This is a genomic window from Rhizobium sp. A22-96 (assembly GCF_053521805.1).
Genome location: NZ_JBNWDQ010000001.1, coordinates 706,536 through 729,561, shown reverse-complemented (window position 1 = coordinate 729,561; position 23,026 = coordinate 706,536). Strand labels below are relative to the sequence as shown.

Here is a 23,026-nt window from a genome sequence, read left to right as displayed (position 1 = left end):
TTTTCGCGCTCGGAAATGGTTGCTGGAGATGCCTAGCGCAGACGTCGCAAAGCCATTGCCGTCTTAGGGCCTCCGTGCGTTACTTTCCGGGCTTGCGCGTCGTCGTCTGGCCCTGATCGCCGGAGGCCGACAAGATTTCGCAGCTTTCGGTGTGTACCGCCGTCGCCGCATCTGCGGTGGGGATCTTGGAACAGATTCCGACCTCGTGTCCGTCGATACGGAAAAAGGCTATCCCACCCGTCTCCAGAGCCAATCGCAATTGCGCTTCCGTTGCCCGGTGCAGGCTGTGGCGATCACCCTCATAGTCGCGTATCGTGCTACGCGACACGCCGGATCGGTCGGCAAGGTCCGTCTGGGTCCAGTCGAGAAAGCCCCGGGCTGCGCGACAGAGCGCTGGTGTTAAAATCATCGCCATCTTACCTTGACGCGCGGCTCCAAGCTGCCCATATTGGGCAATATCTATCATATAGGGCATATTGCGCCGGTTTGCTAGAGGTGTTTGCCGCCATGGCGGCCACGGTGATTCGGCCGAGGAAAGGAACGACGTTTTGGGATAACCAGCGGGCCTACTCTTATCCTGGTACTTTTGGCTCTGCCGTTTATCGGAAGTCTCTTATCCGTATGCCTTCTGCGCACGCAGTCGCGACGCGTTCCCGCCTGGATCGCCGGCACAGTGACCTTCGTGGCGCTCCTGATCGCCGCAAGCTTCTACCCCGCCATCGTGGATGGGGGTGTGGTGCGATACAGCATAGAGTGGCTGCCGCAACTCGGGCTTGATTTCACGCTGCGGCTCGATGGGTTTTCCTGGCTTTTCTCGGTCGTGATAACAGCCATCGGCTTTCTCGTCATCGTCTATGCCCGATATTACATGTCGGAAGAGGACCCCGTTCCCCGCTTCTTCTCTTTCCTGCTGGCCTTCATGGGTGCGATGCTCGGCATCGTCTTGTCAGGCAATGTCATCCTGCTCTCGATATTCTGGGAGCTGACAAGCATCTTTTCCTTCCTGCTGATCAGCTATTGGCACAACAGCGCTGCGGCCCGCGATGGTGCGCGCATGGCGCTGACGATTACCGGGATCGGCGGTTTCTGCCTGTTGATTGGACTGATCCTGCTTGGCCACATTGTCGGTAGCTATGATCTGGACAAGATCCTGGCGTCCGGCGACATCATTCGCAATCATCCGCTCTATTCGCCGGCCCTGGTGCTGATCCTGCTGGGTGCGCTGACGAAGAGCGCGCAGTTTCCCTTCCATTTCTGGCTGCCGAATGCCATGGCGGCGCCGACGCCCGTCTCGGCCTATCTGCATTCCGCCACGCTGGTGAAGGCTGGTGTCTTCCTGCTTGCCCGCTTCTGGCCGGTTCTGGCGGGCACGGACGAATGGTTCTACATCGTCGGCGCGGCCGGTATCACGACCCTGCTGCTCGGCGCTTATTTCGCGATGTTTCAGCAGGACCTCAAGGGACTGTTGGCCTATTCGACGATCAGTCATCTCGGCCTCATCACTACCCTGCTCAGTCTGGGCAGCCCGCTTGCGACCGTCGCGGCGATCTTCCACATGGTGAACCACGCGACCTTCAAGGCCTCGTTGTTCATGGCTGCCGGCATCATCGATCATGAAACCGGCACGCGCGATATGCGCCGCTTGAGCGGTCTGTTCCGCTACATGCCATTTACCGGGGCGCTTGCCATCGTCGCAAGCGCGGCCATGGCCGGCGTCCCCCTGCTGAACGGCTTCCTGTCGAAAGAAATGTTCTTCGCGGAAGCCATCGAGACGCATGCCGATTCCATTCTCGACCGGATACTGCCCTATGTGGCAACTCTGGCGAGCGCCTTCAGCGTTGCCTATTCCTTGCGCTTTATCCAGACGGTATTCTTCGGGCCGGCACCGACCGATCTGCCGATCGCCAAGCCGCACGAGCCGCCGCGCTGGATGCGTTTTCCGATCGAGCTTCTGGTCGTCGTCTGCCTGGTGGTCGGTATCGTCCCGGCTCTGTCGGTCGCTCCATTCCTGCATGCGGCCGTTGTCAGCGTTCTGCATGGGCAGACGCCGGAATACAGCCTCTCCCTTTGGCATGGCCTCAATCTGCCGCTTTTGATGAGCGTGGTCGCTCTCGTCGGCGGGACGGTGTTCTATTTCGTCTTCAAGGACTATCTTTCGCGATGCGAAGATGGCCCGCCGATTTTTCGGCGCCTGAGAGGCCAGCGCATATTCGAGCGCGTCCTGGTGGAGGTCTCCTGGCATTGGGCCAGAGTGGCCGAGCGGCGGATCGGCACGCGCAAGCTGCAGCCCCAGCTTCGCTGGGTGGTTGTGACAGGCTTTGCGGCGGGCCTGCTGCCGCTCTATCTGTCCGGTTTCGAAGCGCCGCATTTTGCCTTTTCCGGCGCCGATCCTGTCTTTGCATCGATCTGGGCGATCGGCATCTGCCTCGCTATCGGCACTGCCTTCGTTGCCAAATATCACCGGCTCGCGGCGCTGGTAATGCTCGGCGGCGTCGGTTTGATCGTCTGCATGACTTTCATCTGGCTTTCGGCACCGGATCTTGCCATCACACAGCTACTCGTTGAGGTCGTCACAACGGTTCTCATTCTGCTGGGACTGCGTTGGCTGCCGAAGCGGACGGAGGGGATCGATGATACCGTCGATTTCCGTGCCCGCTTCCGCCGTTTTCGCGACCTTGCGCTTGCGGTCGCCTGCGGCGTCGGCATGATGTTCATCTCTTATGCCGTCATGACCATGCCGGTGCCTGACGCCATCGCCAATTATTTCCTCGAGAATGCCTATTCGAAGGGCGGTGGTCGCAATGTCGTCAATGTCATCCTGGTCGATTTCCGCGGTTTCGACACTCTGGGGGAAATCGCCGTCCTCGGCATTGTCGCCTTGACGGTCTATGCGCTGCTGCGTCGTTTCCGCCCGGCACCCGATAGCATGGAAATGCCCGAACAACAGAGGATCCAGAACCGTTTCGACGAGGAGCGGCCGGAGCGCTCTGCTGGGGATACGGTGCGTGACTATATTCTCGTACCGTCGGTGATCATGCAATGGATGTTCCCGTTCGTGATCACGCTCTCGGTCTATATCTTCATGCGCGGGCATGATCTGCCCGGTGGGGGCTTCTCGGCTGGCTTGACGCTGTCGATCGCGTTCCTGCTGCAATATCTGGCCGGCGGCACGCGGTGGGCGGAGGATCGCATTCGTATCCTGCCGTTGCGCTGGATGGGGGCCGGCCTTCTCGTGGCGACCGCGACGGGCATCGGCGCTTGGTTCTTCGGCTATCCCTTCCTTACATCGCACTTCCAGTATCTGGACGTGCCTTTGATCGGCAAGGTGCCGGCTGCGAGCGCGCTGCTGTTCGACCTCGGCGTCTTCATGCTGGTTGTCGGCTCCACGGTTCTGATCCTCGTTGCGCTCGCCCACCAATCGATCCGCATCAATCGCCTCCGTACGATCGAGGCGGAAAAGGCAAAGGGGGATTGATGGAACTCATCTTGTCCGTTGCGATCGGTGTGATGACGGCCTGCGGCGTCTGGCTGATCCTGCGTCCGCGCACCTACCAGGTCATCATCGGCCTGTCGCTGCTGTCTTATGCGGTCAATCTCTTCATATTCGGCGTCGGTGGCGTGAAAACCAATATGCCGCCGGTGCTGGCGGACGGCAGCGCGGCGCCCGCACTGGCCGATCCAGTGCCGCAGGCGCTGGTGCTGACGGCGATCGTCATCGGCTTTGCGACGACAGCTCTATTTCTCGTCGTGCTGCTTGCTTCACGCGGCATGACCGGCACCGATCATGTGGACGGAAGGAGCGACCGGAAGTGACAGGTTGGTCGCATCATCTCATCATCGCGCCGATCCTGCTGCCGCTGGTGGCTGCCGCTGTTTTATTGTTCATCGACGAGCGCGAGCGGACGTGGAAGGCGCTTGTCAGTTTGGCGGCCACGCTTCTGCTGGTCGGAATAACGCTTGCACTTTTTCGCGCTGAAGGTGGATCGGCGGGCCAGGAGCGCGCCTATCTGCTCGGCAACTGGAGCGCGCCCTTCGGCATCGTGCTGGTGCTCGATAGTCTTTCGGCGCTCATGCTGTTGCTGACCTCCATCGTCGCTCTTGCCGCGTTGATATTCTCGCTGGCGCGCTGGCATGCTGTGGGAGCACATTTCCACACCATGTTCCAGCTGCTGCTCATGGGCGTGAACGGCGCCTTTCTGACCGGCGACCTCTTCAATCTCTTCGTTTTCTTCGAGGTGATGCTGGCTGCATCCTACGGCCTGCTGCTGCATGGATCCGGTCCGCTTCGCGTCAAGGCCGGCCTGCACTATATCGCCGTCAATCTTGCCGCAGCGCTGCTCTTCCTGATCGGTGTGAGCCTGATCTATGGCACGGCGGGTACGCTGAACATGGCAGATCTGGCGGTGCGCATTCCCGAAATGTCCGCCGACCGCCGCATGCTGATGCAGGCAGGGGCCGGCGTGCTCGGCATCGCCTTCCTCATCAAGGCCGGCATGTGGCCGCTCTGCTTCTGGCTGCCGACGGCCTATAGCGCGGCATCCGCGCCGGTCGCCGGCGTATTTGCCATTCTGAGCAAGCTCGGGATCTATGTCATCCTGCGGTTGACCATGCTTCTTTTTGGCGAAGGGCCTTCCGCCGGTTTCGGCTCCTCCGTGCTTCTCTATGGCGGCATGGCGACGCTGATCTTCGGAACCGTCGGGGTATTGGCATCGCAGGCGCTCGGCCGGCTGGCCGGCTTTTCGGTGCTTGTCTCGTCTGGAACCTTGCTGATGGTGATCGGCATCAATGACGGCTCCATCTCAGCCGGCGCTCTGATGTATCTTGTCAGCTCGACGCTGACGATCAGTGCCTTCTTCATGCTGATCGAGCTTGTCGAACGCGGGCAGGATGCGGGCGCCAGCGTCCTGGCGGTCACCATGGAAGCCTATGGCGACGCCGAGGAGAAAGAGCCTGCGGAGGGCGAGGGCGTCACCATGCCCGGCACCATGGCGATGCTCGGCATCTGCTTTGCAGCTTGCGGAATATTGTTGTCCGGCTTGCCGCCGCTTTCGGGTTTTATCGCAAAATTCGCGATGCTGTCGGCGATGATGGGGACCGGTGCGATCGGCGTGCCGCCAAGTGCTGCCGTCTGGGTGCTGATCTTCCTCGTTATCCTTTCGGGTATTGCCGCACTGATTTCGATGACGCGTGCCGGCATACGCACATTCTGGAGTTCTCTTGAAGGCACGGTTCCGCGTGTGCTCGTGATCGAGATATTGCCGGTCATGGGCTTGCTTGCCTTGACGCTGGCGCTGACCATCTGGGCCGGCCCGGTCATGCAATATATGGAAGCGACCATCCGTACGCTGAGCGATCCGCGCATCTATGTCGATGCGGTCCACAATGCGGCTGTTATCTCGGACGCTTCCGCGGCCGCGTCGAGCCAGGCGGGAGGTCCGTGATGCTGCCATATCCGCTTCTGACGCTAAGCTTGATCCTGACCTGGCTGTTGCTGAACGGCTTCACGCTCGGCCATCTTATCCTCGGCATCATTGTCGCCGTCTTTGCCTCCTGGGCCATGGCGTCATTGCGTCCCGAGAAGCCGAAACTGCGGAAATGGTATCTGCTGCCACAGCTGTTCTTTCGTGTCGTCTTCGATGTCCTGAAGTCGAATGTTCAGGTGGCCTGGATCATTCTGAGGGGCCGTTCGCGAAAGACGACGCCGGGTTTCGTGACCTTGGAGCTTAGGGTTCGAGATCAGATTCCGCTGGCGCTGTTGGCCGTCATTCTCACCAGCACGCCCGGGTCTGCATGGCTCGAATATGATTCCAACGACAATACGGTGCTGCTTCATGTGCTCGATCTCGAGAACGAGGCACAATGGCGTGACACCGTCGCCAATCGATACGAGAGTTTGCTGATGGAGATATTTGCATGAGTGCAATGATCATCCAGATATCCGTCGCTGCAGCGCAGTTGATGATCGTGGCCGCCATGGCGATTGCGTCCATTCGCATGTTTCGTGGTCCGCGCGCCCAGGATCGCATCATCGCGCTCGATACGCTGTATGTGAATGCCATGCTGCTGCTGCTCACCTTCGGCATCGGGACCGGGCGTGTCGTCTATTTCGAAGCTGCTCTCGTCATCGGCATGCTGGGCTTTGTCGCAACCGTCGCGCTGGCGAAATTTCTGATGCGTGGGGAGGTGATCGAATGAGCACCTCGTTTGAAACCTTGCCGCTTTGGGCCGCGATTCCTGTCGGCGGATTGCTCGTCATCGGCGCCTTTCTCACCCTCGTCGGCGCCATCGGCTTCCTGAAGCTCGGAACGTTTTACGAGCGCATTCACGCCCCGACATTGGGGACGAGCGGCGGCATCGGCGCGATCATGCTGGCATCGATGATCTTTTTCTCGATATCGACCGAATCGCTCGTCATCCACGAGCTTCTGATCGGGATCTTCGTGACCGTGACAACACCGATCACCTTCATGCTGCTGGCTCGTGCGGCGCTGCATCGTGATCGTGCCGAGCAGAACGGCATTGTTCCGCCGAAGAACACACCGACTGAGCCTCCGGCCGAGTAGCCTTCGCGGGTACCTGTTGCGATCCATTATACCAAGGTATCGATTGATCCTTGTTCGGAGCGGCGTATACACCAAACTATCCCGAATGTTCACATCTCGGGATGTCCGGTTTGGCCGGACGTGCAACGTCATAGAGGACCACATGAACCCGCGATCTAGTAGCCAGCACACGGAATGCGACAGTCGACGCTCGTCGTTTGTCCTTATCGCTGTGCTGACCCATCGCCCGGGAAGACCATGTGACCGCGAGGGCCACCGCCGCCGGCGTTGACCCGCGGCACTGGCCTCCCGGGTTCGAGCAACTATCGAACCAGGAGGAGGTCAGTAGCATGACCATCATCTTCGAACCTGCCGTCATGAAGGGTGGCTCGACCACGCCAATCTCTCACCATCGCGTCGAGGGGCGTTATCCCATGTCTGTCTGGCCTAGCTGCGTGTTAGCGGGGGCGGGCTTCCGATCGTTTCTCCTTCGGGAACGGGATGCTGCGTCGGCGACGCCACCGGACTAAGCCGCTCGATCCGGCTTCTCATTACAGATGCTCATTCAGGCCGCCAATGTCGGCGGCTCTTCGATAATCGATCGCAGCGCGGCCATTGGCCTGCGTGGGAGTAAAACTATGGATAATTTGCAAGCAAACGGGACGGCATCAGCTGTTCTCGACACGGCGCATGTCGGCGACATCAACGGCGCGCTCGGTACCATCAACCACGGCGATATTGCCGCACGCACCACCTGGCGGGCACGTCTGATGACGTTGCTGGCTATTCTCGGACCGGGCCTTATCGTCATGGTTGGCGATAATGATGCCGGTGCGTTCGCCACCTATACCCAGGCCGGACAAAACTATGGCACATCCCTGCTGTGGACATTGTTGCTGCTGGTACCGGTGCTCTATGTGAACCAGGAGATGGTTCTGCGGCTAGGCGCGGTGACCGGCGTCGGTCATGCGCGTCTCATTCTGGAGCGCTTCGGCAAGTTCTGGGGTGCCTTCAGCGTCATTGACCTGTTCATTCTGAACGGTTTGACGATCGTCACCGAATTCATCGGCATCAGCCTGGCGCTTGATTATCTCGGCGTATCGAAGGTTGCCGGCGTTGCGATCGCGGCAGCACTCACCATGATTGCCGCAAGCACCGGCAGCTTCCGCCGTTTCGAACGTTTCGCCCTGATGTTGTGCCTTGGCAGCCTGCTGCTCGTGCCGATCGTGTTGGTTGCGCATGTGTCCGGCCACCAGATCGTGCGGGACCTGACGATCCCCAATCTGCCTGAAGGCAAGCTGTCGGACATCTTGCTTCTCATCATCGGCATCGTCGGCACGACGGTCGCTCCGTGGCAGCTGTTCTTCCAGCAAAGCTATGTGATCGACAAGCGCATTACGCCGCGCTTCATCGGCTATGAAAAGGCCGACCTCTGGCTCGGCATCGTCATGGTCATGATCGGTGCCGTCGCGATGATGGTGTTCTGCGCAGCCATCTTCCAGGGTCAGCCCGAGTTCGGCAACTTTACGGACGCCGGTGGCATTGCTGCAGGGCTTGGCAAATATGTAAGCCCGACGATGGGCGTGCTGTTTGCCATCGCACTTATCGATGCGGCGATCATTGGAGCCGCTGCCGTCTCGCTCGCAACCGCCTACGCGATCGGCGATGTTCTTTCGCTCAACCATTCGCTTCACCGCAAGGCGAGCGAAGCAAAGGGCTTTTACTTCGTCTATTGCGGCTTGATCGCTGCGGCAGCTGCTCTCGTCCTGATCCCCGGTTCGCCGCTCGGTCTCATCACGCTTGCCGTGCAGACTTTGGCCGGCGTGCTGCTGCCCAGCGCGACCGTGTTCCTGTTGCTGCTGTGCAACGACAAGGCCGTGCTGGGCCCATGGGTCAATGGTAAGGTCATGAACCTCTTCACTGGTGCTGTTATCGCCGTGCTAGTGATGCTGTCGATTATTCTTACGGCCTCAGTTCTTTATCCGGAGATCACGGGCGGACAGATCCTGTGGATCCTCGCAGGTGGCACATTGATCGGTATCATCGGTCTTGCTGCGACCGGCCTGCTGAACAGCCGATCCGTCAACCGAGGCGAAATACGGCAGCGTGTCAAAGACAGGTCCCTGCGTCCCACCTGGCGCATGCCGCCGCTTTCCGCTTTGGAGCCCATACAGCTCTCGCTTTCGAGGAGAGTGTGGATGATCGTGCTGCGCGGTTATCTTGTTGTCGCGGTCGGCATGGTACTTGTGCGTGTGGTCCAGCTTGCATTCGGCCAGGGCTGAGCCTAGTCATGGCGGAGATATCCCGCCATACAAATGATGACGTCCGGCGGGTCGGCCCGCCGGCGTCGTGCTGCCAAACGTTTCAACACCAACCGGATATTCGTCATGACCGGCAGTCTCGTCATCTTGGAACTCATGGGACACGTCGCGCTGCTGCTTTGGGGCATGCGTATGGTTCAGGGCGGCATCGAAAAGGCTTTCGGCTCGGATCTGAGACGTGTGCTCGGACGCGCCTTGCGCAACCGACTGGTTGCCGTTGCTGCCGGTGCGGGCGTCACCATGCTGCTCCAGAGCAGCACGGCGACGGTCATGATGGTCACATCCTTTGCCGCGCGTGGCGCAGTCGCGCTTATTCCGGCCCTGGCGGTGATGCTCGGCGCCAATGTCGGGACCGCGCTGATCGTCAAGGCGCTTTCCTTCGACGTTTCTTTCATTTCGCCTCTGCTGCTGCTGGCCGGATATGTCGCGTTCAAACGTGGACCCAAGGGCCGCATGCGGCAACTGGGACGCGTCGGTATCGGGCTCGGCCTGATGCTGCTTGCGCTGCATGGTCTCGTGCAGACGATCCAACCGGTCAGCACGGCTCCGGTTCTCCGCAGCATCCTCGATGCGATCACCGGTGATCCGGTACTCGATGTATTGCTGGCGGCTGCCCTGACATTTGCGGCGCATTCCAGCGTTGCCGTTATGCTGCTGCTGGTGGGGCTTGCGGCCGGTGACGTCATAACGCCGACCGCCGGCCTTGCATTGGTGCTGGGCGCCAACCTTGGAGGCGCACTGCCTCCGGTTTTTGAAACGAACGGCACCAACCCCGCCAACCGCCGCGTGCCGGTCGGCAACTTGCTGTTCCGTGCGATCGGCTGCATTGTCGCGCTGCCTTTTCTGCAGCCCCTGGCAGATCTTTTCCAGCGGTATGTCGGGGATCCGGCCTCGGTGCTTACGGATTTTCATCTCGCTTTCAATGTGGTTCTGGCGGTGGTCTGCGTCGGTCTACTCGCGCCAACTCAGTCCCTGTTGATCAAGCTGTACCCCGAAAAGATCAAGCCGGCCGGCGACGCGGCGCGCCCGCTTTTCCTCGATAAGTCTGTGCTCGAAACCCCCTATCTTGCTCTTGCCAGCGCGGCGCGTGAAATCCTGCGCATGGGTGATCTCGTCGAGGCGCTCTTGCGACTGGTTCCGGCCGATCTTTCCCGGCCGGACAAGCAGGCGACGTCGCAGGCCGTTCGGCTTGGCAAAGAGCTCGATATGCTGCACGAGGCCGTCAAGGCCTATCTGGCCCGGCTGGAACCATCGGAACTGACAGATCGTGACGCCAGCCGCCTGTCCGATGTCATCGAATTCGCCGTCAATCTCGGCCATGCCGGCGATATTCTCGAGCGCTGCCTCGATCAGGTCGCCCGCCGGCCCGAAGGCTCCATCAATGCGGCCGACCACGCTGCCTTGCAGACCATTCAAGCCGAGGTCGCCTCGGATCTGCGGCTGGCACTGTCGACATTGACGACGGAAGATCCACGCTCGGCGCAGGAATTGGTGGATGCCAAGCGGCACCTCAATGAAGCGGAGCGCACCGCGGCAAGGGATCACCTTGTCCGTCTTGGCGGCGCCAATCCCGCCGTGCTCGGTTCAAGCAGCCTGTTTCTGGCGACGCTGCGCGATCTCAAGCTGGTGAACTCCCATCTTGCAAGCATTGGCTACGCTGTGCTGGGGGCCGAAGACAGCGGCGCTAGCCGTGCGCTGCAGGAAGATACGGACAAGGCCAGCCTTGTCTGATACCGAAGGTGCCGGTTCTCGTTCGGATAAGGTGGGACATGCGCTGAGAGCTCCCTATCTTTTCGGCCAGATGCTATTCGCCGGTCCGGCAATGAGCGCTGGTGGCGCAATGATGCGGAATGGGAGAAGGAAATGACTGGAGTTGCACTTGCCATTCACGGTGGCTGCGGGGTCATGTCGCAAGACACTATGACCGCGGAAGAATGGGATGGCGCCCGCCGCGACATGGCCGCTGCCTTGCGCGCCGGCTATGCACAGCTCAAGGCCGGTCGCCATGCGATTGATGCGGTCGAGGCCGCTGTCCTTGTGATGGAGGACAGCCCGCATTTCAATGCGGGCCACGGCGCTGCTCTCAATGAAAACGGCGTGCACGAGCTCGATGCGTCGATCATGAACGGAGCGACACTGGAGGCGGGCGCCATCAGCGCGTCACGCGCGATCCGCAATCCGATCAAGGCGGCGCGTGTCCTGATGGAAGATGGTCGTGCCGTCTATCTGACCGGCCCCGCAGCCCATCGCTTTGCGGAGGAAAAGGGTTTGCAGCTCGAGCCGCAATCCTATTTCACCACGCCAAAGCGGGTCGAGGCTCTGGCTGCGATGAAGCGTCACGCAGCGGAAGGAACGGAAGCGAGCGAAAACGAGAAGCATGGAACGGTCGGCGCGGTGGCGCTCGATGTCGCCGGCCATCTTGCCGCGGCGACCTCGACGGGCGGCTACACCAACAAGCCTGACGGACGTGTAGGCGACAGCGCGGTGATCGGAGCCGGAACCTACGCAAGGGATGGCGTCTGCGCCGTTTCAGGCACCGGCAAGGGCGAGTTCTTCATTCGCTATGTGCTGGGACACGAGATCGCGTCTCGTATAGCTTATCTAAAGCAGGACATTGCAACAGCAGCCGAGAGGCTTATCAATGAAGATCTGGCGCCCCATCAAATCGGCGCCGGGCTGATTGCGATCGACGCCGAGGGTGTCATCGTCGCGCCTTATAACACGCCGGGGATGTTTCGCGGCTGGGTGACGCCGGAGGGTAGGGCCTTCGTTGCCACTCATGAAGAGGTCCATGAAGTAGAGTTGTTCTAGTCGGGCTGAGGAGCGGCGGTCGTTTCGCCCTCCGACAGTTCGCAGGGGAATAGGGTGGAGTTGCCGATGCTCGGCACGGGTTGCTCGTTCAACAGAACCGCCACTGCCGCCGCCGCGATCTTTTGAATTGGTTGCTTCACTGTCGTCAGGCGCGGGATTGTCATGCTGGAGAGCGGGATGCCGTCGAACCCAACGATGGAAAGGGCTGCGGGTATCGGGATTCCTAGGTCATAGGCCGCCCTCATGCAGCCAATTGCCTGCTGGTCGGAGCTTGCGAATATGGCGGTCGGGCGCTCATTGCGTGCTCGCGCGAGAAGATAGTTTCCGGCGGATCGGCCGCTCTCATAGTCGAACGCGGCCTCGGCAATTAGCGTCGATCCGATCTTCTGCACGGCGCCGCCGGCATGTTCCATCGCTTCCAGATAGCCCTTGAGGCGATCATTGGCTGGGACTGAGTGTTTGGGGCCGGAAATGAAGCCGATGCGGCAGTGGCCGAGCTTGAGAAGATATTCGACGCCAAGGCGGACCCCGTTGCGGTGATCGGAGGCGATGCCTGAATATCCCGGCATGAGGCGGTCGACGACGACGATCGGCAGCCCCTTTGGCAGTTTCAGCGTATGGAAATCGTTGCTGGGAACGAGGATGATGCCATCCACCTTTCGGCTGGTCAGCTGCCTGATACGGTCGGCTTCCTTGGCTGCGTGGTCGAAAGACGTCATGACGATGATGTTGTAGCCGTGATCAGCGGCGGCTTGCTCGGCAGACTGGACAAGTTCCGAAAAGAAGGGATTGGTCAGATCCGGAATGACGATGCCGATGAGGCGGCTGACCTTGCTGCGCATGCTTCTTGCGGACGGATCTGGCATATAGCCGAGGTCATTGATGATGCCGCTGACCCGCGTCCTCAATTCCTGGGTAACGGAGGGGTGGTCATTCAAGACCCTCGAAACAGTCCCGGTAGAAACGCCTGCGAGCCTGGCAACGTCTCGAATTCCGACCTTTGGCATAACAGAAACATAAGTCCTTTTTCTTGGCCGTCAGCCGCCCCAAAGGCGCGTGATTCATGCTTTCAGCTAGTGGTCTCTATCGTCTTAGTCGAAGCGGCGCATCTTAAATCTGGCCGCATAGATCGTGAGGCATGGAACCGGTTCATCGTGCATTCTGACGCAAGCGCTGTAAATTGCAATCCATGCTGGATTTTGCGCCGTTTCTGGCGCCTTGACAATCTCCGGGAGCGTTGCTACCCAATAGACGTGGAAACGGTTCATTGTCGCTGACAACTCAGGTGGAGCTGAGCTCAGAACCGTTCGGGAGGAGAAAAATGTCCAATTTCAAAAAGCATGAATCCGTTTTGATCAACGCACCGCGCCGTGCCGCGCTGAAGATTGGTCTTGCAGGGACGCTGGCGCTTGCGCTGTCCGGCGGCGTCTCGCCCGCCTTCGCGGCCGGCAAGCCCAAGGTCGGCCTGATCATGAAGTCCCTGTCCAACGAGTTCTTCAAGCAGATGAAGGCCGGCGCCGACAAATATGCGGCTGAAAACAAGGACAAGTTCGACTTTAAAGCCGTTGGTATGAAGGACGAACGTGACTTTGCTTCGCAGGTCGATGCGGTCGAAAACTTCGTGACGCAGAAATACGACATCATCGTCGTGGCGCCTGCGGACTCGAAGGCCATGGCCACGCCGCTCGCAAAGGCGGTGAAGGCCGGCGTCAAGGTCATCAACATCGACGTGCCGCTCGATGCCGATGCCAAGAAGGCAGCCGGTATCGATCTCGCTTTCTTCGGACCGGACAACACTGAGGGCGCAAAGCTTTCGGGCGATGCGCTTGCCAAGGATCTGGGTCCGGGCGCAAAGGTCGTGATCCTGGAAGGCAATCCTGAGGCCGACAACGCCAAGGAGCGCAAGGTAGGCTTCATGGACTCCATCAAGAACGGCAAGCTTGAGCTTCTCGATAGCAAGACCGCGCACTGGGAGACGGAAGAAGCCAACACCGTCATGACCAATTTCCTGACCAAGTATAAGGATATTCAGGGCGTCATGGCTGCAAATGACTCCATGGCTCTCGGCGTCGTCAAGGCTCTCGATGCGTCGGGCCAAAGCGGCAAGATCAAGGTCGTCGGCTTCGATAATATTCCGTCCGTCAAGCCCTTGATCAAGGACGGCAAGATGCTGGCCACCGTCGAGCAGTATGGCGCGGAAATGGCGGCCATGGGCATCAAGTACGGCCTTCGCGAATATGCCGGCGAAAAGTTCACTGGTTGGGTCAAGACGGACGTCACGCTCATCACCGCCAAGGACCTCAAATAATCCAGGCTCCTGGCTTCGTGGCTAAAGGAAACGCCGGCTATTTGGCCGGCGTTGACTGCCAAGCCATAACTTTCCCATGGGATGCCCGCCAAAACTCGTTTTGGCTCGCGTGGGCGTCACCAGTGGGCAGATGGCCATTTTCTATTTCAATAGACCATGCATGAGGTGGACGTGTCAGAGGCGGCAGATGACTACATCCTGAAGCTGGAAGGGATCGGCAAGCGCTTCCCGGGTGTTGTTGCGCTCAGGGATGTCTCGATAAACATTGGTCGCGGCAAGGGGCATGTTCTTCTGGGTGAAAACGGTGCGGGCAAGTCCACCCTCATCAACCTGCTCGGCGGCGTCTTCAAGCCTGATGATGGTCAAATCCTGTTCGACGGCGCGCGCTATGATCCGGCGTCTCCCTTGGAGGCGTTCAAGGCCGGCATCCGCGTCATCCATCAGGAATTGCATCCTCTTTCCAATCTCAGCGTTGCCGAAAATCTCCTGTTTGAGCATCTGCCGCGCCGATATGGCCTGGTAAACTACAAGCAGATGAACGCCAGGGCGGCGGAACTCCTGGCCGAGGTCGGCCTCGACGTGGCGCCGACGACCTTGGCGAGCCGCTTGAGCGTCGCGCAGCTGCAGCTGCTCGAGATCGCCAAGGCGCTCTGCTACGAAAGCAAGCTATTGGTTCTCGACGAACCGACGGCGACGCTCACCTCCAAAGAGGTTGATCGCCTGTTTGAAATTCTCAAGCGTTTGAAGGCGCGGGGCGTCACGACGCTTTACATCTCCCATAGGCTTGAGGAGATCTTCGAGGTCGGCGACGACGTCACCATCCTGCGTGATGGTCAGCATGTGATCACGCGGCCGCTGGCAGGATTGGGTATTCCGCAAATCGTTGAGCTGATGGTCGGGCGGGCTCTCTCCGATCACAATGCTTTTCGTGGCGACAGCACCGTCTCGGGCGAGGCGCTCGGTGTTTCTGGCTTGAAGGTGACGCGAAGCAGCCCGGAACTCTCATTTTCCGTCGCGAAGGGCGAAATCGTCGGTATTGCTGGCCTCGTGGGCAGCGGTCGAACGGAGGCGGTTCGCGCCATATTCGGCGCGGATGTGAAGGCCGCCGGCGAAATTCGCATAGACGGCGAGCCGGTCGACATCAATTCACCGAAGGATGCCGTTGCGGCGGGGCTGTGTCTGGCAACCGAAGACCGCAAGACGCAGGGCTTGATGCTTGACATGAGCTGCGCCGAAAACACCACCATTACCGATCTCGGCAAGGTCTCCCGCAAGGGCTTGATGAGCCGAAAGACCGAGGACGAGCAGTCGCAACGCCTCGTGCGGGAACTGCATATAAAGACACCGTCCGTCCATCAGGTGGTCCGGACATTTTCCGGCGGCAATCAGCAGAAGGTGGTCATCGCCAAATGGCTGTTCCGCGGCCCGAAGGTGCTGATCTTCGATGAGCCGACCCGCGGGATCGACGTGGGGGCGAAGGCCGAGATCTACGATCTTCTGTGGAAGTTTGCCGCCGAAGGAAAGGGTGTTCTGGTCGTTTCCTCCGACCTTCCCGAACTCATCAGCATTTGCCATCGCATCATCGTTTTCTCGGATGGCAAGATCGCCGGAGAAATAGCCCGGGACCAATTCGAAGAGAGCAGGATCCTCTCACTCGCCTATAAGGAGTACAGTCGTGTCCGGCAGCATTGAACAAAAGACCGAGGCGAAAGAGAGCAGCGTCTGGGACAAGCTCATCCGGATTTCGATGAAAGAAGCGGGCGTTGCCATCGCGCTTGTTCTGATCCTGATCTTCTTCTCGGCGACCGCGCCATATTTCGCGACGCCGGAGAACTTTCTGAAGATCTTCGTGCAGATCGCCATCAACACCGTGCTTGCCTCGGGCATGACCTTCGTCATTCTCGTTGGCGGCATCGATCTTTCGGTCGGCTCGCTGCTGGCCCTTTGCACCGTCATCGGCGCGACGATCATGGTTGATCCGCGATTCACGCCATGGCAGGCGATCGTACTGGCGTCGCTCGCCTCTATGGGTACGGGTGCCGTTCTCGGTGCGGTCAACGGATGGGTGTGCGAGAAGTGGAAGCTGCCGTCCTTCATCGTCACGCTCGGTATGCTGAATGTCGCAAGCGGCCTGGCGCGCGTCGTCAGCGATAACTCCACCATCACCGGCCTGCCGCAGCCTTTCGTCGACTTTGGCAACCTGATCTTCTGGGACATACTCCCATCGATCTTTCTGATTGCGATGGTCGTTGTCCTCATCGGCTGGTTCGTGCTGCGCTACACGGTGTTTGGCCGCTTCGTCTTCGCGGTCGGCACCAATGAGGAAGCGGTCCGGCTCTCGGGTCATGAGCCGAAAAAGATCAAAATTGCAGTCTTCACGATCTCCGGGCTGACGGCGGGCATTGCCGCCATGGTCTATCTGCTGCGCCTCAATGTCGGTAGCCCGGTCGCCGGTATCGGCTATGAGCTGAATGCCATCGCGGCGGTCATCATCGGCGGCACCAGCCTTTCGGGCGGCAAGGGCTCGATCATCGGAACGTTGGTAGGCGCGTGCATTCTGCAGGTGCTGTCCACGGGCCTGCAGTTGTTGGGCGCCGACGATAACATCAAGCCGATCGTCATCGGCGCCGTCATCGTGCTGGCGGTCATTCTCGACAGTTATCGAGGCCGGTTGATGCGGATACTGGAAACACGGTAATTTGCTGCGGGATTTGGGCGGCTACCAACAAGGCGCGGGGTCCACCTCGCGCCTTCGTCATTCCGGGAAGGGCCTGTCGCAATATTTCAGAAAGTCGAAATATTTCCAAGGCTTCGCTCGCAACGTGGCCGCGGCGCGAGAGTGTGTTCCGCGCGGCCGGACCGTTGTATCCGTGAAAATATAATGGTAGCGATTGGCACCGTTTCAGGAGAATTCCATGCGCCGCCGCCATCTGTCCTTCATTGCGAAAATTGCTATTCTTTTCGCCAGCTTGCTGTTTTCCGCGCCCGCCTGGGCCGACCGTGTCGTCACTGATCAGATCGGGCGACAGGTGCATATTCCAGATGCCGTGAACCGCGTCGTGATCCTGCAGCACCAGACGCTCAATATCGCCGTTCAGCTTGATGCGATGGACAAGGTGGTCGGCGTTCTCGACGAGTGGAAGAAGCAGCTCGGCGCCAACTATGTTCGGCTAGCGCCGCAACTGCCCAATCTGCCGATGCCGGGCGGGCTGACCAAGGTGAATATCGAAGAGCTGTTGAAGCTGAAGCCGGACGTCGTCTTCGTCACCAATTATGCGCCGGCTGATATGGTCAAGCAGATCGAGGATTCAGGCCTTGCCGTCGTCGCGATCTCGCTTCTGGACGTGCCGCCGGAAGAGGCGACGAAACTCAATCCCTCCGTCAAGGACGAGCCAGCCGCGATCGATGCCGGCTTTGCGACCGGCGTGCGGCTGATCGCCGACGTTCTCGGCCGCAAGGACAAGGGCGAGGAGATGATTGCGGTCACCAAGAAGACCCGCAAACTGGTTGCCGATCGCCTTGCCGATATTCCTCAGGAAAAGCGCGTGCCCGTCTATATGGCCAATCCTGACCTCACCACCTATGGCCGTGGCAAATATACCGGGCTGATGATGGAGCGCGCCGGCGCCCGCAATGTTGCCAGTTCGATTACCGGCTTCAAACAGGTGACAATGGAGGACGTGCTGAAGTGGGATCCCGCCGTCATCTTCGTTCAGGAGCGCTATCCCGCTGTCGTGGATGATATCAAGAAGGCTGCATCCTGGCAGACCATCGATGCCGTCAAGAACGGCCGCATTTACCTGATGCCGGAATATGCCAAGGCCTGGGGTTATCCGATGCCGGAGGCCATGGCGCTCGGCGAACTGTGGATGGCGAAAGAGCTCTATCCCGAGCGCTTCAAGGACATCGACATGCAGAAGGAAGCCGACGCCTATTACAAGGAATTCTACCGCACCGATTATCGCGCGGCGCAATGAGCGCGGATGCCCTTCAGCGGCGGGCACCGCGGGTGATCATTGCCGTATTGGCGATCCTCGTGGTGCTGGCTGCAGTCGTTTCCCTCGGCATCGGTCGTTATGACATTCCGTTTGTGCGGGTCGTGCAGATTCTCTGGGCGCTGATTTCCGCACCGGCGGTGCCGGTCACGCCGACGGAGGCCAATGTCGTCTTCACGGTGCGAATGCCGCGCATCCTGCTGGCTCTCCTGACCGGAGCGGGTCTCGCGCTGTCGGGGGCGACACTGCAAGGCGTGTTTCGCAATCCACTGGTCGGGCCGCAGGTGGTGGGTGTTTCCTCCGGGGCCGCTTTCGGCGGCACGCTTGCCATTCTTCTGAGCTTTTCGCGCTATGGCCTGCTGGCCTCGGCCTTTGCGTTCGGGCTCTCTGCTCTCATTATCGTCTATGCGCTGAACGGCATCGTTGCGCGCCGCAACATCCTGGCGCTGGTGCTTGCCGGTGTCGTGGTCAGCGGTTTCTTCGGGGCACTCGTCAGCCTTGTCCAATATCTTGCCGACACCGAGGATAAGCTGCCCGCCATGGTCTTCTGGCTGCTTGGCAGCTTTGCGACGGCCAACTGGGAGAAATTCTCGCTGGTGATCGGGCCGGTCGTGATCTGCAGCCTCTTATTGCTGGGCCTGCGCTGGCGCATCAATCTCCTGTCGATCGGTGACGAGGACGCCCGCGCGCTCGGCGTCAATGTCGAGCCACTGCGCTGGCTGATCCTAATATTGGTCTCCTGCATCGTCGCGGCGCAGGTTGCCGTCAGCGGCATCATCGGATGGGTCGGCCTCGTGGTGCCGCATATGGCGCGCATGCTCGTTGGCCCCGATCACCGCGTGATGATGCCGGCCTCGTTGCTGATCGGCGCGCTCTACCTGCTGATCATCGATACGGTCGCGCGCACCGTCACCGGCACCGAAATCCCGCTCGGAATCCTCACGGCATTGATCGGCACGCCCGTCTTCGCGCTTGTGCTGAAACAGACCCAGAGAGGCGCGCGTGGCTTCTGATCCGGTCAAGCTGCATATGACGAAGGCCAGCCAGTCCTATGACGGCGAGCGCTGGCAGTTCCGCGATCTCGACTTTGATCTCTGCGCCGGCGAGATCGTTGCGATCCTCGGGCCGAATGGTCGAGGCAAATCGACGTTGCTGCGCGTGTTGGCGGGTTTGCAGAAGCCGACCTCAGGTGCAATCCAGTTGAACGAACGCACCGGCTTTGTGCCACAGGAATTTTCCGGCTCGTTTCCCTATTCGGTACTCGACGTTGTGCTGATGGGTCGTGCCCGCCACATTGGCCTATTTCAAACGCCGCGCAAGATTGATGTCGAGAAGGCGATGGATGCGCTCGCTGCCACCGGCATGACCGACTATGCTCAACGCAACATCGATGCTCTTTCCGGCGGCGAGCGTCAGCTCGTGCTGATTGCCCGGGCGCTGGCCGGCGAGAATGACGTGCTGCTGCTCGATGAGCCGGCCTCAGCGCTTGACCTCAAGAACCAGGATGTGGTGCTTTCATTGCTCGGAACGCTGGCCGATAGCCAGGGATTGGCGATTGCCTTCACCACGCATCAGCCGAACCATGCCGTGGCTGTGGCCGACACGGTGCTGCTGATGCTCGACCAGGCCAAGGCAGTGTTCGGTGCGACCGACGATGTGATGACCGAGGCCAATCTCGAAGCGCTTTATGGTATCCCGGTCCGGTCGGCGACGCTTGGTACTGGTGAACTCATGGAGACCGCTTTCGTGCCGTTGTTCCGGCAAAGGGATAGGAAGGGAAATCGTTCGTGAGTAATGCAGTTGAGGTTCTGTCCGCCGGCAGCATGCGGCATGCTTTCCCGCCGATCATCACCGCTTTTGCTTACGAAACCGGCATCGCAATGTCGCTCACCCTCGGGCCGGCAGGGTTGCTGCGGGAGAGCATTGAGACAGGTACACACTTCGATCTCTTCATTTCCGCCAACATGGCGCATCCGCGGCGCCTTGCTGCCATGGGCCTTGCGGAGGATGCCGTATGTTTTGCCCGAAATCGGCTTTGCGTGCTTGCTCGCGCCGATCTTGGCCTCAACACGGAAAACTTTCTTACCGTTCTGTCCGACCCCGCTGTGAAGATCGGCACATCGACGCCCGGCGACGATCCCGGTGGCGACTATGCTTTCGAGGTGTTTGATCTTATCGAAGCGCGCCACCCTGCGAGAGGCGAGGCGATAAAATCCCGGGCACGTCTATTGGTCGGCGGCCGCAACTCTCCACCGACGCCGCCGGGCAAGGGTGCTGGCTATCTGATCACCGACGGTGAGGTGGATCTGATGATGAGCTACTCTTCGAACGCACGCCTGCTGGCGGCCGATCCGGCTTTCGCTGTCGTCGATATCCCCGACGCGTTTCAACCGCGTATCGAATATGGCGTCGTTGTTCGCCGGGGCGCAGATGTCGAAACGAGGCTTCTGCAGGATTTTCTGCTGTCGGCCGATGGGCAGAGAATTCTGAGCGAGGCGGGTTTTTCTCCAATCGGCTAATCTTTCCTCAAAGATCAGCCGATTGGAGGGGTACTGGCACCTGCGTAGGCCTCGGCCTCGCTATGCAGCCACTCGCAGAAGAGAACCGATTTCCTGTTACGGCGGGCACGGCGCAGCGCCACATACTCGTGGCCGCTTTCGAGAAAGCCATAGGGCGCCGTTAGACGGCCGAAGCGAATATCGTCGCTGACATAGGGCCAGGGCGCCACGCAGACGCCAAGCCCGGCGCTGGCGGCTTCGAGCATGAAATAGAAATGCTCGTATTCGACACGCGGACCGGTGGCGACCGCTCTGCCGGAGCGGGCAAGCCAGTCTCCCCATGCGCGCAACCGCGTGCGGGTGTGGAGTTGCGGCAGACCGTCGAACTCCGGCGTGGATTCAGCAAGCAGCGCTGGCGAAAGCACTGCCCCTGTCTGCTCGGGAAACAGCGAAATCACATCGGCGCCATCTGGCCACGGCGCAGTGCCGACGCGGATCGCGACATCGAAACCGTCGCGACTGAAGTCGACAGGCTTTGACGAGGCGGAGAGGCGCACTTCTATATTCGGGTATTGCGCCTGAAAGCGATAAAGGCGCGGGATAAGCCAGCGCATCGTGAAGGTGCCGGGGCAGGATACGTCAAGCTGACCATCTTCGGTATCGGCCACTGAGCGCACCGACATGTCCATCTGGTCGAATGCCGTCGTCAGCCCCGAAAGCAGGGTCGCGCCGCCTTCCGTGAGCCGCAACCTGTTCTTCGGTCCTTCGAACAGCGGAATGCCAAGCACCTCCTCCAGATGTTGTATCTGCCGGCTCACCGCGCTGTGCGTTACATTCAATTCCTCGGCCGCAAGGGTCATGCGGCCAAGCCGGCCGGCTGCCTCGAAGGCGCGCAGGGCATTCAAAGAGGGAATACGTCTGGCCATGTGCATTTTCCGAACATTGACTGTTCGATCATATCGATTTTCTTTCGCCAAGATAGCGTGTTTCTTGCGGTCGAAACGAACGGACAATGCGATTGCAGAACAATGACGTGATGATGCCACAAGCATTTTCATGCATGGCGAAGCCTTGCCCACAATGAGCAACGGAGACATGGAATGAACAGCAGACATCAGGATGGCAGCGCCGGCGACGCGAATTATGGTGTGATCGGAACGGGCTACACCCGCTACCGCCAGCCCGATCCTCATATCGCAGAATTCATCCGCCAGGCGCTCGGCGATGCGGCGACGGTCTTGAACGTCGGTGCGGGTGCTGGCTCCTATGAACCGGTCGATCGCAAGGTCACAGCCGTCGAGCCGTCGGCTTCGATGCGGGCGCAGCGACCGGCTCATCTGCCTGTGGCGATCGATGGCACAGCGGAAAGCCTGCCATTCCTTGATCAGGCATTTGACGCCGCCATGGCGACCTTTACGGTTCATCAATGGTCGAATCTGGAGCGCGGGCTCAGCGAAATGCGCCGAGTTACTCTCGGACCTGTGCTCATTCTTAGCTGCGACCCCGATCTGCTCGAACGCTCCTGGCTGCATGCCTATGCACCTGAGATGATCACCGTCGAAGCACGCCGCTATCCGTCGATAGCGGCGATCGTTAAGGGGCTGGGCGGCAATGCCGAGGTCAAGGCTGTGCCGATCCCATTGAATTGCGTCGATGGTTTTGGCGAGGCCTATTACGGTCGGCCCGAACGGATGCTCGACCCCGGCGCGCGGCTGGCCAATTCGGCCTGGAGTTTTGTCGATCCATCGGTCGGCGAGCGTTTCGTTGCGGAGCTAGGCCGCGATCTGGCGGATGGAAGCTGGGACCGCCGCTATGGCGAGCTTCGTACGCAGCCCTTCTTCGAAGGATCGCTGCGGCTCATCATAGGAAGACCATGAGGTGCGCGATGAAGGATGAATTGCGCTTGCTGACATCATTGGCGGGACCGTTTCCCGCCTTCGATGTCGATCTTACCCCTGACGAGCCGCGCGAGCTGTTCTCCGATTGGCTTCGGGACGCCATCGCGGCCGGCATCCGGGAACCGCATGCGATGGTGCTTTCCACCGTCGATGAAAATGGCGTGCCGGATGCGCGTGTTCTCATTCTGAAGAACCTCGATCATCGCGGTTGGCATTTCGCAACGACGGGCAACGGGCCAAAGGGGCGGCAGATCGCCCAGAACCCCACAGTGGCCTTGACCTTTTATTGGCCGGTGCTTGGGCGGCAGGTTCGTCTGCGCGGGATGGCTCTGCAAGCCGAGGTCCATGAGCGCGATACCGATTTTCGCGCCCGTGCGCCAGGCGCCAAAGCCGTCGCCATGGTCGGCAGGCAGAGCGAGGTCATGGGATCCCGACAGGAATTGGACGATGCGCTCTTCCTCCAGTCTCGCCGATTGCAGGAAGAGCCCGACCTTGTTTCACCGAGCTGGGCGCTCTTCATCGTCATGCCGCATGACGTCGAGTTCTGGCAGGGCGACAGCGAACGCCGCCATCATCGTTTGCGCTATAAGCGCGAAAAGGCTGGTTGGATCAAGGAGCAGCTCTGGCCCTGACAAGCGGGCTTGCCTGATAGG

20 protein-coding genes and 1 pseudogene are annotated in these 23,026 nt (G+C 60.0%); 18 read left to right on the top strand and 3 right to left on the bottom strand.

The window, feature by feature from the left end:
* Positions 1-172 precede the first annotated feature (172 nt).
* A pseudogene (locus tag ACQZ6F_RS03280) lies at positions 173-475 on the bottom strand (helix-turn-helix transcriptional regulator); the annotation flags it as partial.
* 78 nt (positions 476-553) lie between these two features.
* On the opposite strand from ACQZ6F_RS03280, the gene ACQZ6F_RS03275 reads away from it, so the two are divergent.
* From ACQZ6F_RS03275 to ACQZ6F_RS03235, 9 genes are all read left to right on the top strand, one after another.
* Complete coding sequence (locus ACQZ6F_RS03275) at positions 554-3,475, top strand: monovalent cation/H+ antiporter subunit A (RefSeq protein WP_449093126.1); 2,922 nt, start codon at positions 554-556, stop codon at positions 3,473-3,475.
* Positions 3,475-3,813 (top strand): Na+/H+ antiporter subunit C, encoded by a 339-nt coding sequence (locus tag ACQZ6F_RS03270; RefSeq protein ID WP_068393528.1) that lies wholly within the window; start codon positions 3,475-3,477, stop codon positions 3,811-3,813. Before ACQZ6F_RS03275 ends, ACQZ6F_RS03270 begins: the two co-directional genes overlap by 1 nt.
* Positions 3,810-5,441, top strand: coding sequence for a monovalent cation/H+ antiporter subunit D (locus ACQZ6F_RS03265; protein WP_449092629.1), 1,632 nt, complete (start codon positions 3,810-3,812; stop codon positions 5,439-5,441). Before ACQZ6F_RS03270 ends, ACQZ6F_RS03265 begins: the two co-directional genes overlap by 4 nt.
* Positions 5,441-5,917 (top strand): Na+/H+ antiporter subunit E, encoded by a 477-nt coding sequence (locus ACQZ6F_RS03260; protein ID WP_077467889.1) that lies wholly within the window; start codon positions 5,441-5,443, stop codon positions 5,915-5,917. Before ACQZ6F_RS03265 ends, ACQZ6F_RS03260 begins: the two co-directional genes overlap by 1 nt.
* Positions 5,914-6,195 carry a K+/H+ antiporter subunit F gene (locus ACQZ6F_RS03255; protein WP_068393522.1) on the top strand — a complete coding sequence of 94 codons (282 nt, stop codon included), beginning with the start codon at positions 5,914-5,916 and terminating at the stop codon, positions 6,193-6,195. Before ACQZ6F_RS03260 ends, ACQZ6F_RS03255 begins: the two co-directional genes overlap by 4 nt.
* The gene (mnhG, locus tag ACQZ6F_RS03250) at positions 6,192-6,563 is read left to right on the top strand and encodes a monovalent cation/H(+) antiporter subunit G (RefSeq protein ID WP_449092628.1); all 372 of its coding nucleotides are present in this window, start codon (positions 6,192-6,194) and stop codon (positions 6,561-6,563) included. The genes ACQZ6F_RS03255 and mnhG overlap by 4 nt, the downstream gene beginning before the upstream one ends.
* 617 nt (positions 6,564-7,180) lie before the next feature.
* Positions 7,181-8,824 carry an NRAMP family divalent metal transporter gene (locus tag ACQZ6F_RS03245; protein WP_449092627.1) on the top strand — a complete coding sequence of 548 codons (1,644 nt, stop codon included), beginning with the start codon at positions 7,181-7,183 and terminating at the stop codon, positions 8,822-8,824.
* A gap of 105 nt (positions 8,825-8,929) precedes the next feature.
* A complete protein-coding gene (locus ACQZ6F_RS03240; protein WP_449092626.1) occupies positions 8,930-10,594 on the top strand; it encodes a Na/Pi cotransporter family protein in 1,665 nt (554 codons plus the stop codon).
* A 132-nt stretch (positions 10,595-10,726) separates the two neighbouring features.
* Complete coding sequence (locus tag ACQZ6F_RS03235; RefSeq protein WP_449092625.1) at positions 10,727-11,674, top strand: isoaspartyl peptidase/L-asparaginase family protein; 948 nt, start codon at positions 10,727-10,729, stop codon at positions 11,672-11,674.
* Here the strand turns inward: ACQZ6F_RS03235 and ACQZ6F_RS03230 are convergent.
* Positions 11,671-12,681, bottom strand: coding sequence for a LacI family DNA-binding transcriptional regulator (locus tag ACQZ6F_RS03230; RefSeq protein WP_449092624.1), 1,011 nt, complete (start codon positions 12,679-12,681; stop codon positions 11,671-11,673). The genes ACQZ6F_RS03235 and ACQZ6F_RS03230 overlap by 4 nt on opposite strands.
* Positions 12,682-12,995: 314 nt before the next feature.
* On the opposite strand from ACQZ6F_RS03230, the gene ACQZ6F_RS03225 reads away from it, so the two are divergent.
* The 7 genes from ACQZ6F_RS03225 to ACQZ6F_RS03195 all read left to right on the top strand — a co-directional run bounded on the left by ACQZ6F_RS03225 (position 12,996) and on the right by ACQZ6F_RS03195 (position 20,496).
* The gene (locus ACQZ6F_RS03225) at positions 12,996-13,982 is read left to right on the top strand and encodes a substrate-binding domain-containing protein (protein ID WP_449092623.1); all 987 of its coding nucleotides are present in this window, start codon (positions 12,996-12,998) and stop codon (positions 13,980-13,982) included.
* Between the two features lie 156 nt (positions 13,983-14,138).
* Entirely contained in the window at positions 14,139-15,674 is a 1,536-nt protein-coding gene (locus ACQZ6F_RS03220) for a sugar ABC transporter ATP-binding protein (protein ID WP_449092622.1), read from the top strand.
* Entirely contained in the window at positions 15,658-16,680 is a 1,023-nt protein-coding gene (locus ACQZ6F_RS03215; RefSeq protein ID WP_068393508.1) for an ABC transporter permease, read from the top strand. Before ACQZ6F_RS03220 ends, ACQZ6F_RS03215 begins: the two co-directional genes overlap by 17 nt.
* Before the next feature lie 217 nt (positions 16,681-16,897).
* Entirely contained in the window at positions 16,898-17,959 is a 1,062-nt protein-coding gene (locus tag ACQZ6F_RS03210) for an ABC transporter substrate-binding protein (RefSeq protein ID WP_449092621.1), read from the top strand.
* Entirely contained in the window at positions 17,956-18,990 is a 1,035-nt protein-coding gene (locus tag ACQZ6F_RS03205) for a FecCD family ABC transporter permease (RefSeq protein ID WP_449092620.1), read from the top strand. Before ACQZ6F_RS03210 ends, ACQZ6F_RS03205 begins: the two co-directional genes overlap by 4 nt.
* Positions 18,980-19,768 carry an ABC transporter ATP-binding protein gene (locus tag ACQZ6F_RS03200; RefSeq protein ID WP_449092619.1) on the top strand — a complete coding sequence of 263 codons (789 nt, stop codon included), beginning with the start codon at positions 18,980-18,982 and terminating at the stop codon, positions 19,766-19,768. The genes ACQZ6F_RS03205 and ACQZ6F_RS03200 overlap by 11 nt, the downstream gene beginning before the upstream one ends.
* On the top strand, positions 19,765-20,496 hold the full coding sequence (locus ACQZ6F_RS03195) for a molybdate ABC transporter substrate-binding protein (protein WP_449092618.1): 732 nt from the start codon (positions 19,765-19,767) through the stop codon (positions 20,494-20,496). Before ACQZ6F_RS03200 ends, ACQZ6F_RS03195 begins: the two co-directional genes overlap by 4 nt.
* A gap of 14 nt (positions 20,497-20,510) precedes the next feature.
* Here ACQZ6F_RS03195 and ACQZ6F_RS03190 read toward each other — a convergent pair whose 3' ends face one another.
* Positions 20,511-21,401 carry a LysR family transcriptional regulator gene (locus tag ACQZ6F_RS03190; RefSeq protein WP_449092617.1) on the bottom strand — a complete coding sequence of 297 codons (891 nt, stop codon included), beginning with the start codon at positions 21,399-21,401 and terminating at the stop codon, positions 20,511-20,513.
* Between the two features lie 174 nt (positions 21,402-21,575).
* Between ACQZ6F_RS03190 and ACQZ6F_RS03185 the strand changes: the two genes are divergently transcribed.
* Together ACQZ6F_RS03185 and ACQZ6F_RS03180 are read left to right on the top strand one after the other, a co-directional pair.
* Positions 21,576-22,352 carry a class I SAM-dependent methyltransferase gene (locus ACQZ6F_RS03185; protein WP_449092616.1) on the top strand — a complete coding sequence of 259 codons (777 nt, stop codon included), beginning with the start codon at positions 21,576-21,578 and terminating at the stop codon, positions 22,350-22,352.
* 8 nt (positions 22,353-22,360) lie between these two features.
* Positions 22,361-23,005: a pyridoxine/pyridoxamine 5'-phosphate oxidase gene (locus ACQZ6F_RS03180; RefSeq protein ID WP_449092615.1), complete on the top strand. Its 645-nt coding sequence runs from the start codon at positions 22,361-22,363 to the stop codon at positions 23,003-23,005.
* Positions 23,006-23,026 lie beyond the last annotated feature (21 nt).